The organism is Micromonospora yasonensis (assembly GCF_026013475.1).
GTDB lineage: Bacteria > Actinomycetota > Actinomycetes > Mycobacteriales > Micromonosporaceae > Micromonospora > Micromonospora yasonensis.
Window position 1 is genome coordinate 20,243 of sequence record NZ_JAPDPH010000005.1, and the last position, 17,057, is coordinate 37,299.

Here is a 17,057-nt window from a genome sequence, read left to right on the forward strand (position 1 = left end):
CCTGGCGTGGTAAAGGGGCACCTTCTTAACGCGGACACCGGCCAGGTGAGGGCTTTCGCAAGCGGTCCGGCGTACATAGAGTGGGGGCGGCGACCGCGAGGTGGCCGGTGACCCGCCGGGAGGCGCAACCCGACGGGCCCAGGCGCGACCGCGCCCACCGGTGCTCCGACGGGTCGCCGGCACCCGGTCGCCCTCGCCCCGGTCCGCTACGGAATCCCCCCATCACGACAGGGGAGAAGGACAATGGCGCGACCCATCACGCTCTTCACCGGCCAGTGGGCCGATCTTCCGTTCGACGAGGTCTGCCGGCTCGCCGCCGAGTGGGGGTACGACGGCCTGGAGATCGCCTGCTGGGGCGACCACTTCGAGGTCGACAAGGCGCTCGCCGACGACTCGTACGTGGACCGGAAGCGGGCCACCCTCGCCAAGCACAACCTCCAGGTCTTCGCCATCTCCAACCACCTGGTCGGGCAGGCCGTCTGCGACCACCCCATCGACGAGCGGCACCAGGACATCCTGCCCGCCCGGATCTGGGGCGACGGCGAGCCGGAAGGGGTCCGCCGGCGGGCCGCCGAGGAGATGAAGGACACCGCGCGGGCGGCGGCGAAGCTCGGGGTGAAGACGGTGATCGGCTTCACCGGCTCGTCGATCTGGCACACCCTGGCGATGTTCCCGCCGGTTCCGCCGGCGATGATCGAGCGTGGCTACCAGGACTTCGCCGACCGGTGGAACCCGATCCTGGACGTCTTCGACGAGGTGGGCGTGCGCTTCGCCCACGAGGTGCACCCGAGCGAGATCGCGTACGACTACTGGACCACGAAGCGGACCCTGGAGGCGATCGGCCACCGGCCCGCGTTCGGGCTGAACTGGGACCCGTCGCACTTCGTCTGGCAGGAGCTGGACCCGGTCAACTTCATCTTCGACTTCGCCGACCGGATCTACCACGTCGACTGCAAGGACGCGAAGGTCCGTACCGGCGACGGCCGGCGCGGTCGGCTCTCCTCCCACCTGCCCTGGGCGGACCTGCGCCGCGGTTGGGACTTCGTCTCCACCGGCCACGGGGACGTGCCGTGGGAGGACTGCTTCCGGGCGTTGAACGCGATCGGCTACGACGGCCCGATCTCGATCGAGTGGGAGGACGCCGGCATGGACCGCCTGCTCGGTGCCCCCGAGGCGCTCCAGTTCGTCCGCCGGCTCGCCTTCGACGCCCCGGCGGCGGCCTTCGACGCGGCGTTCAGCAGCAGCCGGGACTGACCCGGCCCCCCGGGGCCGGCCACGCCGGCCCCGGGGGCCGCCGCTCAGCAGGCCGCGAAGACCTGCTCGCTGATCAGCCGGGCCGAGCCGACCAGGCCGGCCCGGTCGTCGAGGTCGGACAGGACGATCGGCATGCTCCCGGTGGCCAGCGGCGTGGAGCGCCGGTAGACCACCCCGCGGGTCTCCGCGAGCAGGATCGGGCCGAGGCCGGCGGCCGCGCCGCCGATGATCACGAGGGCCGGGTTGACGAAGCTGACCAGGCCGACCAGCACCTGCCCGAGCCGGCGGGCGGCGTCCCGGACCAGCCGCTGGGCGGCGGGGTCGCCGCCGGTCGCCGCCCGGGCCAGGTCCGCCACCGTCAGCATGCCGGCCTCGGCCAGCCGCTCGGCGAGCGCCGTCGAGCGCCCGGCCCGCGCGGCGGTCTCCGCCTCCCGGACCAGGGCGGCATCCCCGCAGTACGCCTCGACGCAGCCGGTGTTGCCGCAGACGCAGAGCGGCCCGTCCTCGGTGAGCTGGAGGTGGCCGACGTCGCCGGCCCCGCTGGTCGCGCCCCGGTAGAGCGCGCCACCCAGCACCAGCCCGCAGCCGACGGCGTTGCCCAGCTTCACGTAGAGAAAGTCGTCGAACGGGCGGCCGGTGCCGGCGTGCCGCTCGCCGAGGGCCATCACGTTGGCGTCGTTGTCGACCAGCACCGGGCAGCCCAGCTCGGCGGCGATGGTGTCGCGGACCGGGAACTGGTGCCAGCCGGGCAGGGCGGGCGGGGCGACCGGCGCGCCCGCGCGGACCGCGACCGGCGCGGGCAGCGCCACGCCGACCCCGGTCAGCCGGGCCAGCCCCGCCTCGGCCCGTAGCTTGCCGAGGAGGTCGACCGCGCGGCCCACCACCGCCTCGGGCCCGAGCCGGACGTCGACCGGCTCGCTACGGCGGACGAGGAGGGTCAGCTCGCCGTCGGCGAGCGCGACGTCGAGCCGGCCGTCGCCGAGCACGACCGCGCCGAAGCGGACCTGCCCGCCGAGCCGCAGCAGCGACGACCGGCGACCACCCCGGGAGGCGGCCGGGCCGGCGGTCTCCACCAGGCCCTGCGCGGTCAGCCGCTCCACGTCGGCGGCGAACCGGGCCCGGGGCAGCCCCAGGGCGTCGCTGAGTTCCACCCGCGAGCGGGGTCCGTCGTCGCGCAGCAGGCGCAGCAGCCGTGCCTGGTCCGCGTTCTCCGGTCCGATCATGCTCATCGCGATCACCTCCCCCCGAATGTGCCACATGGGTGTCACCACGATGTGACGCGAGGGGGCCGCACCCGGTTTCCCCGGGTGCGGCCCCAGCGTGCTAGGGGGTTCGGATCAGCCCCGCAGGCTCGACATGTGCTGGTAGCTGATCTCCGCGTAGCGCAGCGACCGGCCCGGGTCGGCGCTGCCACCCGGCGCGGTGTCCTGCTCCCACATCGGGTTGTGGTAGCCCTTGGCGCCCATGTTGGCGAAGAAGCCGCCGTAGTCGATGTCGCCCTCGCCGAGCGGCACCATGTCGTACCCGTTGGTGGTGTTGTTGTTGATCTTGCCGTCCTTGGCGTGGAACAGCGGGAACCGGATGGGCTGGGCGGCGACCACGGCCAGCGGGTCGAAGATGCTGGTCTGGGCCACGCCGTCCGGGTCGGTGTAGCTGCGGTACCGGTGCTGGGCCACGTGCGCCCAGTAGATGTCCATCTCGAACCAGACCCACTCCGGGTTGGTCCGCGCGATGAAGTACTCCAGCTTCCGGACACCGGAGGACCGGGTCGGCCGGCCCAGCGCGTCCAGCGGCCCGCTGTCCAGCAGAAAGTTGTACGCCGCGTCGTGGTTGTGGGTGTAGAGCTTGAGGCCCCGGGCGGCGGCCATCTCGCCGAAGGTGTTCCACCGGTCCACGGCGGCGTCCCAGTCGGCCTGGTAGTTGCTGCCGGTCGGGTCGCTGCCGGTGCCGATGTGGCTCATGCCGAGGATCTCGGCGGTGTCCAGCGTCTGCTCGAACTGGGCGATGGTGGTCGGGTTGACCGTGCTCGGGACGGAGGCGTGCGAGCCGTTGGCGCGCAGCCCGTTGTCGTCGAGGATCTTGCGGATCTCCGTCGGGGTGATCTGCCGGCCGAGGATCGAGGTGTGCTGGTTGTACCCGGCGAACTCGACCTCCTTGTAGCCGATCTCGGCGAGCCGGCCGAGCACCCGCTCGAACCCGTACGGCACTCCGCTGCCGTCGTCGGCGGCGCCGATCCGGTCGCGAACGCTGTAGAGGATGATGCCCCGCTTGCCGGTGGGGACGAGCAGGCCGTTGCTCGCCGCGGCGGCCGCCGAGCCGAAGCCGGCGGCACCGACGGCGACGGCGCCCGCCGCCCCGGCGATGGTGCCGAGCATCCGGCGGCGGCTCATCCCGCGCGATGTGTCGTTCATGTGCTGACTGCCTTTCTCATGGTGCTGGGTGGTGTGGGGGGAGGTGGGTGGGGCCGCCGCCGCGCGGCGACCCCACCCGGGCGTCACGGCGTGACGCCGATGCCCTGGCCGGTGAACTCGACCCAGTTGAGGTTGCCGAAGCCGCTGGCCGGACCGCCGGGAACGGTGGTGAAGACCAGGTAGAGCTTGTGCGACCCGCCCGGATCGGTGATCGGCACGGTGGTGCTGGTGAAGGCGTTGTTGCCGCTGGTCGCGTTGACCGTGGCGGAGGTCAGCAGCGGTCCGGTGGGGGAGTCCAGCCGGAACTGGACGCCGAACCGCGGCTGTCCGGCGGTGGCGGCGCTGCCCCCGGAGGTACGCAGCGTCACCGACTGCATGTTCTTGAGGTTCACCGTGTTGTTGATGGCGATCCAGTCACCGGGGTCGAGCCCGCCGCGCTGCTGCCCGCCGCCGGTGTCCGCGCTGGTGCCGACCGTGGTGCCCGACTCGTCGGTGGCGAACTCGACCTCCTGGCGCTTGGCCTGGATGATCTGCTGGCCCACCGTGGTCAGCGCCGGCTGTCCGTTGGCTCCCTTGTCGGTGTACGACGCGCTGACCACGCCGTAGATGTAGCCGCCGTGGGAGGCGTCGTCGGCGTCCGTGGGCAGTACGCCCGAGCAGCCGAACTGGTTGGTCTCGCCGTGCCCGTGGCTGTCGTGGCCGAGGACGAAGGTGACCTCGACCTTGCTGCAGTCGATCGGGCCGTCCTCCGGGTCGGTCACGGTGACCGACCAGGGGATGTCGTCGCCCCAGCTGAAGAAGCCGCCCTCGAGCGGGGTGTTGACGGTGACGGTCGGCGCGGTGTTGCCGACGGTGATGATGGTGTTCGCCGACGCGGTCTTGCCGCTGGAGTCGGTCACCGTCAGCCGGGCGGTGTAGACGCCGTTGGTGGTGTAGGTGAACGACGGGTTCGGGTCGATCGAGTCGGTGGTGCCGTTGCCGTCGAAGTCCCAGGCGAACCTGATCGAGTCGCCCGGGTCCGGGTCCTTCGAGCCCTCGCTGGAGAAGGCGACGGTCAGCGGCGCCCGCCCGTTGGTCGGCGTCGCGTTCAGCACGGCGGTCGGCGCCCGCAGGCCCTTGACGTAGCTGAACTTGAGCATCGCCGCGTCCGGGTTGATGTTGAAGAACCCGTCGCCGTACGTCAGCAGGTAGAAGTTGCCGTCCTTGCCCCAGCGCATGTCCATCGGGTTGTCGCAGAGGAACGGCTTGGCCGGGGTGGTGGGCGCCTGCCCGCAGTTCAACACATTGTTGATCTTCAGGATGTCGCCGTTGTCGTCCAGCCGGATCTCCTTGAGGGTGTCCCGGGTGAACTCACCGAAGAAGATGGCGCCGTCGTAGTACGCGGGGAACTTCGTCTCCGACTTCAGGTCCGGGTCGTAGTCGTACTTCGCCGCGCCGTGCGGGCCGACCCCACCGGTCCCCAGCTCGGGGAAGAGCACCGGGCAGGTCTTGGTGGGCGTCGACAGGTAGGACTCCGGGCACGGGGTCGGCGCCTGGAACGAGTACCACAGCTCGGACTTCTCCACCGGCAGCAGGTCGGTCAGGCCGGTGTTGTGCCGCGAGGTGTTCTTCGGCGCGGCGCAGTCGAACGGCGCGACCGGCGAGATGGGGTTGGTGGTCCAGTTCATCTCGATGTACGGCAGGTTCGGCTGCACGCACATCGGCCAGCCGTAGTTCGCCGGCTTGTCGACGACCATCATCCGGCCGGTGCCGGCCGGTCCCCGCCCGACCTGCGCCACCGACGAGTCCGGGGAGTAGTCGGTGATGTAGGCGACGTCGTTCTTGTCGAGGGTGATCCGGAACGGGTTCCGGAAGCCCATCGCGTAGACCTCCGGCCGGGTCTTCTCCGTCCCCGGCGGGTAGAGGTTGCCCGCCGGGACGGTGTAGGACCCGTCCGCGCCGACCGTGATCCGCAGGATCTTGCCGCGCAGGTCGTTGGTGTTGGCCGAGCTGCGCCGGGCGTCGACGAACGGGGCCTGGTAGACGCCGGTCGCGCTGACCGAGTCGTTGTGCGGCGAGAAGCCGCCGGAACCGCCGCCGCCGGCCGGGGTGTCGTCCCCGGTGACCAGCCACAGGTTGTTCTTCGAGTCGAACGCGATGTCACCGGCCACGTGGCAGCAGGCGCCCCGGTCGACCGGCACCTGGAGGATCTTCTGCTCGGTGCTCAGGTCCAGCGAGGGCGTCTCGCCGTCGACGAACTTGAACCGGGAGAGCTGGAAGTAGCCCTTCCACACGTCCCAGGCGTGCGGGTCGGTACTGGTGGTCGGCGCGCTGCCGGCGGGCGTGTTCAGCGGGGGCGCGTAGTAGAGGTAGACCCACTTGTTGGTGGCGAAGTCGTTGTCGATCGCCGGGCCGTACATCCCGTCCTCGCTGTGGGTGTAGACCGGGATCTGGGCGAGGACGGTGGTCTCGTTCGTCTCCGGGTTGTGCAGCCGTACGCCGCCGCGCCGGTCGGTCTGGATCACCCGGCCGTCGGGGAGCACGTCGAAGCCGATCGGCTCGTTGACGTTGGGCTGCGCGCCGACGACCGTCATCTGGTAGTTGGCCAGCACGGTCGCGCCGCAGTCGCCGTCGGTCACCCCGGCCGCCCACTGGATCGCGCCGCCCAGGTGAGCCCGCAGGTCCACCGTGTCGTAGCTCTCCGGGGTGGCGCCGAGTCCGGTGTAGAACGACCGCCCGCCCTGGTAGTCCTTGCACCAGGTGATCGGGTGGTCGAAGCCCATGGTGCCGCCGGTGTACGTCTTCTCGTCCACGGTGGCCAGCACGTGCGAGACGCCCCGGACGTTGGCCGCGAAGTTGTACCACCGGTCGGTGGTGCTCCACCGCTGCGGCAGCGTCTTCGAGGCCGGGTGGACCCGGTCGGCGACCGTGACGGTGGCCTTGCTGACCGCGGACGGCGCGCCGGTGGCGCGGGTGCCGAGCAGGTTGGTGAGGAAGGACCAGTCCGGTTCGGCCTCGATGGCGGAGTTGACGCCGACGAAGCCGCCGCCGTCGCGGTAGTACTGCTCGAAGGCCGCCTGCTGGGCGTCGTCGAGCACGTCGCCGGCGGTGTTGAGGAACACCACGGCGCGGAACTGCTTCAGGTGGGGTTCGTCGAACTTGCGGGGGTCGTTCGTCACCTCGACGGTGAAGCGCCGCTCCTGCCCGAGTTGCTGGAGGGCCTGTACGCCGGCCGCGGTCGCGGCGTTGTTGCCGCTGGCCGACCGGGTGAAGACGAGCACCTTGTACTGGATGCCGTTGCTGTTCGGTGCTGGGGTGGTGAGCACCGGCGCGGCCTGCGCCGGGGTCGGAGTCTGCTCGGCCGTCGCGACGAGCGTCGCGCCCACGAGGGCGAGCAGGCTGAGATGGATGGCGGCCCTGCGGCCGAACGGTCTGCGCAATCGAACCTCGCTCTGGTCGGGCGGGTCCGCCTCAGCGCCGGGACGAGGCTGAGGAGGTCGCTGGAAGAGGTGACGAGAGCCTGGCCAGGTTCTACGCGAGACGATATTTGCGTACGCGAGCAAAGAGAAGAGGGCGGAGCCAAAAGTTTTCGCCGAACCGCCACGACTTTTGTTCAAGATGAGCAAAAGTGGGAGCGGATCGGTGCTGTTCGGACAGACGGCAACGGGCCGGTCGCCCGTTGGCGACCGGCCCGCTGCTTGGATGCGTCAGAGGTTGCTGCCGCTGGTGCCCGTGCCGGACGACTTGGTGCTCGTGCTGGTGGTCGTCGAGCCGGTCGCGCTGGTCGAACCCGTGCCGGACTTGGCGCCGACGGTCGCCGGCGTGCCGGCGAACGGCTTGTCCGCCGCGGTCAGCCCCTGCTTGCTGCCGTTGCCGCTGCCCAGTTTCTCGCCGAGCTTGGTCTGCCCCAGCCGGTCCTTGCCCTCGGCGTAGAGCCGGGTCGCCTGGGCCTGCGCGACGCCCGCAGCCTCCTGGACGGTCGGATGGTCGAGCACCTTGCGGCCTCGGACCACCAGTTCCTCGTACTTCTCCCGGCCGGCACGGGCGCCCAGGACGAATCCCGCAGCCAGCCCGCCAAGAAACATGATCTTTCCGCGCATGGCGGCTCCTTCCGTACCTGACGCGCCGCCGTCCCCACCGGGGCCTTCCCCGGCGGGAGCGACCATCTCGCGCCTGCGTCCTCTGTCGGCGGCTAACTACCCATCCTGCTCTCCGCTCATACCTCCGTGTGCCGAGATGGCGATTTGTCCGTATTGTCGGCGGGTCGGGTTTCCTGGGGCGTCGTCCCGGTTGATCGGGTAACCCCCTGGCGCACCACCCCCGGATGTCCTGTACTCTTGTCCCCGTCGCACGGCGCGGAGAGATCCGGCAGCCGGGCGATGCACGATCCCCTGTAGCTCAATTGGCAGAGCAGCCGGCTGTTAACCGGCAGGTTATTGGTTCGAGTCCAATCGGGGGAGCTTCGCTCCACACGACGCCCGTCGGCCTGGCCGGCGGGCGTTTCTCGTCGCCCCGCCGGGCCGCCACTGCCCGGGTTGCCGCGCGACTGGTGGTTTCCGCCCACGTGCTCCTTTCGCCCGGCAGGATGGGCGATGTCGACTTGGCCCCTGCTGCGTCGATTGGTGCGGCGATCCGAGGACGGGTGGAGATGGCCGGAGGACGAGGCCGCTGGACGGCCACCCTGATCGCGGCGGTGGTCGTGCTCGGCTGGCTGGTCGTCGGCGGGGTCGCCGGGCCGTACTCCGGGAAGCTCGGCGAGGTCGCCACCAACGACAACGCCTCCTTCCTGCCGGCGAACGCCGAGGCGACCCGGGCCCAGGACCTCGCCGCCGGCTTCGTGGCGAAGCAGACCACCCCGGCCCTCGTCGCCTACGAGCGCACCTCGGGCATCACCCCTGCCGACCAGCAGCGCGTCCAGGCCGACGCCACCCGCTTCGCCCAGGTCCCGGGCGTGGTCGGCCCGCTGCCGCCGCCGATCGTCAGCCAGGATCGCCAAGCCGTGCAGGTGATCGTCCCGATCGACAGCTCCGAGGGCGAGCAGATCCGTACGGTCGTGGACAAGCTGCGGGAGATCGCCGGCCCGAACCGCGACGGGCTCACGGTCGACGTGGCCGGGCCGGCGGGACTGCTCGCCGACCTGATCCAGGTCTTCGCCGCCATCGACGGGCCGCTGCTGTTGGTCACCCTGGTCGTGGTGCTGATCATCCTGCTGATCGTCTACCGCAGCCCGGTGCTCTGGATCTTCCCGCTGCTCGCCGCCGGCATGTCGTACGGGCTGGCCTCGGTCTTCGTCTACCACCTCGCCAAGAACGACCTCGTCAAGCTCAACGGGCAGGCACAGGGCATCCTCACCGTGCTGGTGTTCGGCGCCGGCACCGACTACGCGCTGCTGCTCATCGCCCGTTACCGCGAGGAACTGCACCGGCACGAGCGGCCGTGGGACGCGCTGCGGACCGCCTGGAAGGCTGCCGCCCCGGCCATCTTCGCCTCCGGCGCCACGGTCATCGTCAGCCTGCTCTGCCTGCTGCTGTCCAGCCTCAACTCCAACCGGGCGCTCGGCCCGGTCGCCGCCGTCGGCATCGCCGCCACCCTGCTGGTGATGCTCACCTTCCTACCCGCCCTGCTGCTGCTCGGCGGGCGCTGGGCGTTCTGGCCGCGCCGGCCCCGCTTCGACCACGCCGACCCGCAGGCCGAACACGGCATCTGGGGGCGGATCGCCGGCTTCGTGGCCCGGCGGGCCCGGACCGTCTGGCTGGTCACCGCGGTCGTCCTGGCCGTGCTCGCGGTCGGGGTCACCCAACTCGGCGTCACCACCCTCGGCCAGTCCGACCTGTTCACCAACCGCACCGAGTCGGTGGCCGGTCAGGAGGTGATCGCCCGGCACTACCCGGCCGGCACCGGCAGCCCGGCCACCATCTTCACCAACCAGGCCACCGCCCAGCAGGTCGCCCAGGTGGCCCAGGGCGTACGCGGGGTGTCCTCGGTCCGCCCGCTCACCGAGCCGGGCCAGGCTGGGCCGCCCGCCCCGAACGTACCGCCCAAGGTCGTCGACGGGCGGGTGCAACTGCTGGCCACCCTGACCGATCCGCCCGACAGCAACGCCGCCGACCGCACCATCCGCGCCCTGCGCGCGGCGGTGCACAAGGTGTCCGGCTCCGACAGCGTGGTCGGCGGCTTCACCGCCATCAACGTGGACACCGCCGCCGCCTCCGCCCGGGACCGCAACGTCATCATCCCGGTGGTGCTGCTGGTCATCGCGGTCATCCTGGCCCTGCTGCTGCGCGCCCTGGTCGCCCCGGTCCTGCTGATCGCCACCGTGGTGCTGTCGTTCCTGGCCACGCTCGGCCTCTGCGCGCTGATCTTCAGGTACGCCCTCGACTTCCCCGGCGTCGACCAGGCGTTCCCGCTCTTCGCGTTCGTCTTCCTGGTCGCCCTCGGCATCGACTACAACATCTTCCTGATGAGCCGGGTCCGCGAGGAGTCCGTCCGGCGGGGCACCCGGGCCGGCGTACTCGCCGGGCTCGCCGTCACCGGCGGCGTGATCACCTCCGCCGGCATCGTGCTCGCCGCGACGTTCTCCGCGCTCGCCGTCCTGCCGCTGGTGGTGCTCGTCGAACTGGGCGTGGCCGTCGCCGCCGGGGTGCTGCTCGACACCGTCGTCGTCCGCTCGCTGCTGGTGCCCGCCCTCTCGTACGACCTCGGACCCAGGATCTGGTGGCCCGGCCGGCTGTCCCGGTCCCCGCGCGGCGGCGACCGGACCGGCGCGGAGGTGGAGCATGCCCGCTGAGACCGACGTGGTCATCGTCGGCGGCGGCCTCGCCGGCCTGGCCGCCGCTCGCCGGCTGCACCGTGCCGGCGTGCCGTGGCGGCTGCTCGAGGCGGCCGACCGGCTCGGCGGCCGGGTGGCCACCGACGAGTTCGACGGCTACCTGCTGGACCGCGGCTTCCAGGTGCTCAACACCGCGTACCCCCGGCTGAGTGGCCTGCTCGACCTGGGCGCGCTCGACCTCGGCTGGTTCACCTCCGGCGTGCTGGTCCGCCGGGGCGACCGGCTCGAGCGGCTGGTGAACCCGCTGCGCGCCCCGGCCGGCGCGCCCGGCACCGTCACCGCCGGGATCGGCTCCGTCCTCGACCGGTTGCGCCTCGCCGCGCTGGCCGCCGGCTGCGCCAGCCTGCCGGTGGGCCGGCTGCTCAACGCGACCGAGACCACCAGCGAGGCGGCACTGCGCCGGGCCCGGCTCTCCAACGCGATCATCGAGGAACTGATTCGACCGTTCCTGTCCGGCGTACTCCTCGACCGGGAGTTGGCGACCTCCAGCCACGTCCTCGCGCTGTTCCTGCGCGCGTTCGCCCGCGGCCGGATCGGCCTGCCCGCCCGGGGGATGGCCGCGCTGCCGCAGGCCATCGCCGCCCCACTGCCCGCCGAACTGATCCAGCCGCACACCCCGGTCACCGAGGTCGCGCCCGGCCGGGTCCGCACCCGCGACGGCGACCTCGCCTGCCGCGCCGTCGTGGTCGCCGTGGACCCGCCGGCCGCGACCACGCTGCTGCCCCGGCTGCCGAGGGTACGCATGCACAGCTGCACGACCTATTACCACAGCACCGACACCCCGCCCCTGGCCGAGCCGATCCTGCTGCTCGACGGGGACCGCCGGGAACTGGTCGCCAACACGGCGGTGCTGAGCAACGCGGCACCCACCTACGCGCCCGCCGGCAAGCACCTGGTGGCCACCTCCGTGGTCGGCCCGCAGGCCCCGCCCGAGCCGGTCGTCCGCCGGGAACTGGACCGGCTCTACGGTCGGTCCACCGCCGACTGGACCCACCTCACCACCGTCTCGGTCCCGGAGGCGCTTCCCGCCGCGCCACCCCCACAGGGCCGGCTGCGCAAGCCGGTCGCCCTCGGCGACGGGCTCTTCGTCGCCGGCGACCACCGGGACAGCCCGTCGATCCAGGGGGCGCTCGCCTCCGGCTGGCGTACGGCCGGCGCGGTCCTGGCCGAGCTGCGCGCCGCTGAGCGGTGACCCGGCGACCGTGGTACCAGCCGTCCTACTGCACGTTGTTATCCTCGCGTTGCCCACCGTGTCGGTCTGATCATCACGCGCGGCCCGTTAGGTGGTGGCCGGTGATCCGTTGGGCGGGTTACGATCCGGCGCGGTAGCGGGGCGGTAGCTCAGCAGGTTAGAGCAGGGGACTCATAATCCCTCGGTCGCGGGTTCGAGTCCCGCCCGCCCCACCATCAAGAAGTGCGCTTGACCTGGGGTTTCTTGCCATTCTTGCGATCTTTTCCACTGGTCAGCGTCGATGGATGGGGCTGCTGTGAGCCCGACGTGAGCCCGGCGGATCGCTTGGAGCCCTGACGGGGGACGAGACGTGCGGCTGCTTCGGCCGCTTCCCGTGCCAGCTCCGGCAGGACCGAGGTGTAGGTATCGGACGTCAGAGAGATCGAGGAGTGGCCCAGCATGTCTTGGACCACCTTCATCTCGGTGCCGGCCGCGAGGGCGATGGTGGCAGCGCCGTGCCGTAGATCATGCAAGCGGATCGGCGGCAGGCCCGCCTTGCGTACCAGCCGATCGAAGTAGTCTGACAGCCAGTTGGGCTCGACCCACTCGCCGGTCGGCCGGGTGAAGAGACGCCCGCTCTCTACCCACGCCGCGTCGGCTTCCTCCCGCGCCTTCCGCTGCCGCTTGAGATGGCGCTTGGCCACCTTCAGGCTGTCGCGGTCCAGGGCGACGATGCGGTTTCCGGCATCGCTCTTCGGCGCGTTCTCCTCGATCTCCCCACTGATCTCCACGAGCTGCGTGGCGACCGTGAGGATCTTGCCCTTGAGATCGAGGTCTTCCGGCCGCAGGCCGCACGCCTCGCCTCTGCGCAGCCCACGAAACGCGATCAGATGAAAGAGCGCATACAACTCATCGTCGGCGACAAAATCGAGGAAGACGCCTGTCTGCTCGGGAGTCCACACCATGACCGGCGACGGCCTTTCGCTGGTGGCCCGCCAACGCGCTACACGCTCGTCCGTCCACACCAATGCCTTCGGCCGACGAACGGGGTCAAGCTCAACGTGGGCCGCCGGGTTGAACGTAATCAGCTCTTGCGTGATGGCGTCGTTGAGGGCGGCCCGCAGTGTCGCCCGGATGTGCCGTCGTGTCGTCGGCCCCGCGGTACGGCGGAAGGGCGGCATTTCAGCGATGGCGGCACGCGCGGCGCGGCGGCGCTCATGCCCCTTGAGCGACTTCAGTTCGTCGATCGCGGATCGTCGTAGGGCGTTCGCTTCCTCGATCTCGATGTTCCGTTCAACGATCGCGTTGAACATCTCAGTCAGGTGCGACACGCGCAGCCGGTCAAGGCGGATGTTGCCGATGTGCGGCTTGAGGTGGAGCCGGATATCCCGGCCGTATCGGTTGATGGTGTTCCGGCGGATCTTGCGGCCAGCAAGCCAGGTGTCGAGCCATTCCCCGACGGTGATGCGGGCGGTCAACGACTGACCGCTTCGGAACTTGCGTCGCGTCTCCTCCAGGTCGGGTAGCGGCTCTCGGTTGGACGCCACGCGCTCCAGTAGGTCCCCCATGCGCTGACGGCCGTCTTCGTCATCGAGGTCGGGCAGGGTAAGCAGCGCGCGGACGGCATCCAGGTCCGTTTGAGCCTCGGTGGCCGACGTGTAGCCGGACCGGCGGAAGGTGCGACGTTCGCCCTCGGCGTTGGATGGGAGCTCCTGCCGGACGCCCCAGGTGCCGTGTCGGCGCTGGTTGAGTTTGGGGCAGGATTGCCCGTACTGCTTGCCGGTCTGCGGATCTCGGCAGGCGCAGCGACGGAATATGGATCCTCTCAAGGTTCCTCCTTGGGAGAGGGGAAGTGGTACCTATAATGGTACCACTTCCCCGAATGGTTGATGGAAGGTGCGCTATGCGACGACGTCGGGTGGTCGAGGCTGCTCAGGGATTGCCGGCGCTTCCCGGCGAGGAGAAGCGCGACCAACAGGTCAAGATCCGGCTCTCGCGTAGCGAGGTTGAGAAGCTGGTAAGGATGCGGCCGGATCTCACCGCGGCCGGTATCGTCGCGCTGCTGGTCGACGACGTGTTGTCGGGTCGGCACGTTCCTCAATGGACAGTGAGGTCAGGTGACGGCTCGGATGCCGAGTAGTTCGAGGATCGCCGGTACGGGGACGACGTAGTTTCGTCCGACGCGGAGTACCCGCACGGGGAACTGTCCACGCTTGGCGAGTGCGTACGCCTTGCTCCGGCCGATACCGAGGATCGCGCCGGCTGTTTCTACGTCCGTCGTCAGGCCAAGTGCGCGGACGGCTTCGATGGTCCATGTGCTGTCAGTCGTGGTGCTCATTGCTGCCTCCTGAAGGGTGGTCAACGCTCATGCGAGCGTCGTGGGCGGCTTCGCGGGCGGCTTGGAGGTCGTCTGCGATGGCGTCGGCGAACATGGCTTGTCCGGGGGTGTGGCCGTTGCCGGTGTAGGTCCAGTCCTTGTCGGTGATGGTGTCGATGTCGTCGGGTGTTTCCTCCTGGTCGTTGTGGTCGCGATGGTGCTGCTCACGCGCGGCGCGAAGTGCGGTGTAGGTGGTGGAGTAGGCGCGGCTTTTGGACGCGATGTGGCCCCGGTAGCCGAGTTGGTGAGCCCAGCGCCGCAGGTTCAGCGCCTTGTATTCGGGCCGGCCGCCGAGGGTCCAGCAGGTGCGGATGAGGGTGCGGGCGTGTTCGGTGACGGGGAGGACGGAGATGGTGATGGCGTCGTGGATGGGCCAGTCAACGGTGATGCCGGCGACATCAGGCTTGGTGACGTACTTGGCGATGTACGAGGCCACGGCCCGCTCCGTCAGGTCATCGTCGCCGCCGTTGCCGGGCAGGATGGGCCGGATGTCGAGCTGAGCGCCGAACCGCAGGATCGTGTCCAGGCCGGGCACGGCGAGGTGGACGCGGCGGGTGGCGGTGCGGATGGTGTGGGTCAGGAGTGCGAGGGTGGCCCAGGCGGGGGGTGGGGTGTCGGGGGTGGGGCCGTCGAAGCGCATGACGGCGTGGAAGTGGATCGACCCGCGCCGCTGGTACTCGGCAACCTTGGCGTAGGCGACGCGGACCGCCTTGCGGGCAGCAGTACGGGAGAGGCCCCGACCGGTGGCGATGGACTCGCACAGGTTGCGGTGTAGGCGTTGCCACAGGTCGCGGGTGTGGGCGTTCCACACGACGGCGGCCGGGTAGTCGTAGCAGTCGGGGCAGATCGGGGAGCCGGTGAGCGGGTCGCCGGTCGGGTGCCGGTCGGGGCAGGCCAGGGGCCGGCCGTGCGGGCAGACCAGGCCGCGCCCGCGTCGCGGAAGCCGGCAGGGTTCGTCGGTGGTGTGTCGGTGGACGGGGCCGAAGCTGGGCGCGGTGAAGGTGACGAACACGCGCGGGTGCGCCCTCACGGTGTCGGGGACGCCTTTGCCGCCGGCGAGCCCGGAGACGACGAGTTGGTAGGTGTCGCCCTGGTGGAGTCGGGCGCACGGTTCGCAGCGGGATTGCCGCCGGTTGCCGCAGGCGATGGTGAGCCGCCCGTGCGGCTGGTCCGCGCTGGTGAAGGCGTGCATGAGGCGGCCGGTAGCGGCGTCCACGGTCAGCGTGTGGCCGACGAGGTGGACGGGGTGTTGGCAGCCGCCGATGTGGCGGATGCGCGCCAGCCACGCCCGGAAGTCGGGGTGCGTGGCGGTGGTCAGGATTTCGCGGTCGGTGAAGGACAGGCCAGAGTCAGGCCCGCCAGGGGCGGGGGTGGTCATGGTGGTCCTCTGCTCCTCGCGTAGATGGAGCCGGCCGTGGTGGGCCGGTCGGGTGGTGGGCCGCCGTCACCGGCTGGTGGGCCGGCGGGGCGGGCTGGTCGTGGTCGCCGCATGACTGCTCCCTTCTGAGCTGGGCCGGCGGATCAGGCCGGTGGGGTGAGGCCGGGCAGGACCGGCGCCAGGTGTGCCGTCGAGTTGATGACGGCGGTCAGGGCGTCCGGTGGTAGGTACACCGACCGGGCGCGTATCCACCCGGCGTGGTCAGCGGTGGTGACCGCGATGCCCTTCACGCTCGGGTCGATCTGCTGGGCTGCCTCGACGGCGTCGGGGTAGAGGTCGCCTAGGGTCATGTCGACGGTTTCCTCGTCGTTGACCCGCAGGCAGATCCGCCCGGCGAGCTGGGCGCGCAGCGCCGTCACGCCCGGCCCGAGGTCGGAGCCGACCCGTTGACCGGCCACGATCAGATGCACGCCCAACGCTGCGCCGAGCTGCGCCAACCGCAGCAGGTTCGTCGTGGCCCGCAGCGCTTCGTCCTTGTCGGCCCGCGACGCAACGAGGTACAGCTCCGCCAACTCGTCGACCACGACCACGACCGGCACCGGCCGCAGATGGGCGGGGAGTTGCCAGATGTTGCGTGCCCCGAGCTGGCGGCACAGCCGCATCCGCCGCTGCGTCTCGGCCACGAGTTCGGCCAGAACGTCAGCGGCTTCCGCCCGGTCGGTCGCGAGAGCCGACAGGCGGGGCGCGTGCGGGGCCAACTCCATGCCACCCTTGCAGTCGATCCCGACCAACGCGACCGGACGGGCCGCCCACCTCGCCACCGCCGCATTGATGAGGGTGGACTTGCCCGATTGGGTGGCCCCGGTGACCAGCCAGTGCGGGAAGGTGGCAAGGTCGATCACCCAACTCTGCCCGTCCTCCCGGTGCCCCACCTCGGCCACCAGATCGGCGGGCACCGCCACCGACCCACCACCGGTGTCGGCTGCCGCGTAGGTCGCCGCCGAGCCAGTGGAGGGCACCGCGGCCGGTTCCGTTGGCGGGCCGGTGGCCCAGGCGGCAGCTTCGGCGATGCGATCCGTGGTGAGCGGGTCGGCGGTGAGGACGGTCAACCGGACCCGGCCGCGTTGCGCCGTGTTGACGCGCACGGCGTGGACCCGCCAGGCGTGCGCCATGGCTTCGGCCGCGTTGACGAACGGGTCGGGGATCTGCCCAGGGTGCAGCAGGATCACCGCTGTCGCCCCAAACTTCCGGGGGCGGATGCGGGTCAGCAGCGGCAACACCGGCATGATCGGCCGGCCCTTGACCAGCAGTGGACCAAGTTGCCCGGTGGTGGGCCGGTCAGTGCCGGTCAGATCCGCGTTCAAGCACAGGTACCGCCACGAGTGCCGCATGCGCAGCCGCAGCAGCGGGAACCCGAACAGGCACCAGTGCACGCGGGGTGCCTTCCATCGCAGCAGCCGCGACACCACGACCAGCAGCACGACGACGGCGGCCACGACCGCGCCGACGCGGCCAATGGTGGGTAGCCAGCTCTGTAGCCGTTCGAGGGTGACCCCCGGGAAACGCGGCGCGAAGCCGGGCATCCCGGGGGTCATCGACGGTGACGGCGCAGGCGTCGGCGGCAAGACCGATGCCGGCGGCATCACTGCTTCGGCGGC

At 70.8% G+C, this 17,057-nt stretch carries 12 protein-coding genes and 2 tRNA genes; 6 read left to right on the forward strand and 8 right to left on the reverse strand.

The genetic code is table 11. The annotated features are described in order from the left end of the window. Positions 1-243 precede the first annotated feature (243 nt). The gene (locus ONA70_RS02160; protein ID WP_265004599.1) at positions 244-1,254 is read left to right on the forward strand and encodes a sugar phosphate isomerase/epimerase family protein; all 1,011 of its coding nucleotides are present in this window, start codon (positions 244-246) and stop codon (positions 1,252-1,254) included. Between the two features lie 44 nt (positions 1,255-1,298). Here the strand turns inward: ONA70_RS02160 and ONA70_RS02165 are convergent, their stop codons facing one another. The 4 genes from ONA70_RS02165 to ONA70_RS02180 form a co-directional block, all read right to left on the reverse strand. After that, the gene (locus ONA70_RS02165; RefSeq protein WP_265004600.1) at positions 1,299-2,483 is read right to left on the reverse strand and encodes an ROK family transcriptional regulator; all 1,185 of its coding nucleotides are present in this window, start codon (positions 2,481-2,483) and stop codon (positions 1,299-1,301) included. 108 nt (positions 2,484-2,591) lie between these two features. Then, entirely contained in the window at positions 2,592-3,665 is a 1,074-nt protein-coding gene (locus ONA70_RS02170; protein ID WP_265004601.1) for a sugar phosphate isomerase/epimerase family protein, read from the reverse strand. A gap of 83 nt (positions 3,666-3,748) precedes the next feature. Next, positions 3,749-7,084: a ThuA domain-containing protein gene (locus ONA70_RS02175; protein ID WP_265004602.1), complete on the reverse strand. Its 3,336-nt coding sequence runs from the start codon at positions 7,082-7,084 to the stop codon at positions 3,749-3,751. A gap of 267 nt (positions 7,085-7,351) precedes the next feature. Then, the gene (locus tag ONA70_RS02180; protein WP_265004603.1) at positions 7,352-7,744 is read right to left on the reverse strand and encodes a hypothetical protein; all 393 of its coding nucleotides are present in this window, start codon (positions 7,742-7,744) and stop codon (positions 7,352-7,354) included. A 287-nt stretch (positions 7,745-8,031) separates the two neighbouring features. Here ONA70_RS02180 and ONA70_RS02185 point away from each other — a divergent pair. The 4 genes from ONA70_RS02185 (at position 8,032) to ONA70_RS02200 (ending at position 11,880) form a co-directional block, all read left to right on the forward strand. Continuing rightward, positions 8,032-8,104: transfer RNA gene (locus ONA70_RS02185), tRNA-Asn, on the forward strand. A gap of 188 nt (positions 8,105-8,292) precedes the next feature. Beyond that, a complete protein-coding gene (locus ONA70_RS02190) occupies positions 8,293-10,431 on the forward strand; it encodes an MMPL family transporter (RefSeq protein WP_265004604.1) in 2,139 nt (712 codons plus the stop codon). Beyond that, on the forward strand, positions 10,421-11,665 hold the full coding sequence (locus ONA70_RS02195) for an NAD(P)/FAD-dependent oxidoreductase (RefSeq protein WP_265004605.1): 1,245 nt from the start codon (positions 10,421-10,423) through the stop codon (positions 11,663-11,665). Before ONA70_RS02190 ends, ONA70_RS02195 begins: the two co-directional genes overlap by 11 nt. Before the next feature lie 138 nt (positions 11,666-11,803). Further along, positions 11,804-11,880: transfer RNA gene (locus ONA70_RS02200), tRNA-Ile, on the forward strand. On the opposite strand, the gene ONA70_RS02205 is transcribed toward ONA70_RS02200, so the two are convergent. Next, complete coding sequence (locus tag ONA70_RS02205) at positions 11,881-13,473, reverse strand: tyrosine-type recombinase/integrase (protein ID WP_265004606.1); 1,593 nt, start codon at positions 13,471-13,473, stop codon at positions 11,881-11,883. It lies immediately after the preceding tRNA gene. Between the two features lie 74 nt (positions 13,474-13,547). On the opposite strand from ONA70_RS02205, the gene ONA70_RS02210 reads away from it, so the two are divergent. Next, positions 13,548-13,784 carry a hypothetical protein gene (locus ONA70_RS02210; protein WP_265004607.1) on the forward strand — a complete coding sequence of 79 codons (237 nt, stop codon included), beginning with the start codon at positions 13,548-13,550 and terminating at the stop codon, positions 13,782-13,784. On the opposite strand, the gene ONA70_RS02215 is transcribed toward ONA70_RS02210, so the two are convergent. The 3 genes from ONA70_RS02215 to ONA70_RS02225 all read right to left on the reverse strand — a co-directional run bounded on the left by ONA70_RS02215 (position 13,758) and on the right by ONA70_RS02225 (position 16,994). Continuing rightward, on the reverse strand, positions 13,758-13,982 hold the full coding sequence (locus ONA70_RS02215) for a helix-turn-helix domain-containing protein (protein ID WP_265004608.1): 225 nt from the start codon (positions 13,980-13,982) through the stop codon (positions 13,758-13,760). The two genes, ONA70_RS02210 and ONA70_RS02215, sit on opposite strands and share 27 nt — an antisense overlap. Beyond that, positions 13,966-15,399: a replication initiator gene (locus ONA70_RS02220; RefSeq protein WP_265004609.1), complete on the reverse strand. Its 1,434-nt coding sequence runs from the start codon at positions 15,397-15,399 to the stop codon at positions 13,966-13,968. The genes ONA70_RS02215 and ONA70_RS02220 overlap by 17 nt, the downstream gene beginning before the upstream one ends. A 143-nt stretch (positions 15,400-15,542) precedes the next feature. Next, on the reverse strand, positions 15,543-16,994 hold the full coding sequence (locus ONA70_RS02225) for an FtsK/SpoIIIE domain-containing protein (protein WP_265004610.1): 1,452 nt from the start codon (positions 16,992-16,994) through the stop codon (positions 15,543-15,545). Positions 16,995-17,057 lie beyond the last annotated feature (63 nt).

What these genes read in the sequence shown, in the direction of transcription:
- ONA70_RS02195 (WP_265004605.1), top strand. Translation starts at nt 10,421, where the DNA reads ATGCCCGCTGAGACCGACGTGGTCATCGTCGGCGGCGGCCTCGCCGGC.
- ONA70_RS02165 (WP_265004600.1), bottom strand. Translation starts at nt 2,483, where the DNA reads ATGAGCATGATCGGACCGGAGAACGCGGACCAGGCACGGCTGCTGCGC.
- ONA70_RS02180 (WP_265004603.1), bottom strand. Translation starts at nt 7,744, where the DNA reads ATGCGCGGAAAGATCATGTTTCTTGGCGGGCTGGCTGCGGGATTCGTC.
- ONA70_RS02160 (WP_265004599.1), top strand. Translation starts at nt 244, where the DNA reads ATGGCGCGACCCATCACGCTCTTCACCGGCCAGTGGGCCGATCTTCCG.
- ONA70_RS02190 (WP_265004604.1), top strand. Translation starts at nt 8,293, where the DNA reads ATGGCCGGAGGACGAGGCCGCTGGACGGCCACCCTGATCGCGGCGGTG.
- ONA70_RS02210 (WP_265004607.1), top strand. Translation starts at nt 13,548, where the DNA reads ATGCGACGACGTCGGGTGGTCGAGGCTGCTCAGGGATTGCCGGCGCTT.
- ONA70_RS02170 (WP_265004601.1), bottom strand. Translation starts at nt 3,665, where the DNA reads ATGAACGACACATCGCGCGGGATGAGCCGCCGCCGGATGCTCGGCACC.
- ONA70_RS02225 (WP_265004610.1), bottom strand. Translation starts at nt 16,994, where the DNA reads ATGACCCCCGGGATGCCCGGCTTCGCGCCGCGTTTCCCGGGGGTCACC.
- ONA70_RS02220 (WP_265004609.1), bottom strand. Translation starts at nt 15,399, where the DNA reads ATGACCACCCCCGCCCCTGGCGGGCCTGACTCTGGCCTGTCCTTCACC.
- ONA70_RS02215 (WP_265004608.1), bottom strand. Translation starts at nt 13,982, where the DNA reads ATGAGCACCACGACTGACAGCACATGGACCATCGAAGCCGTCCGCGCA.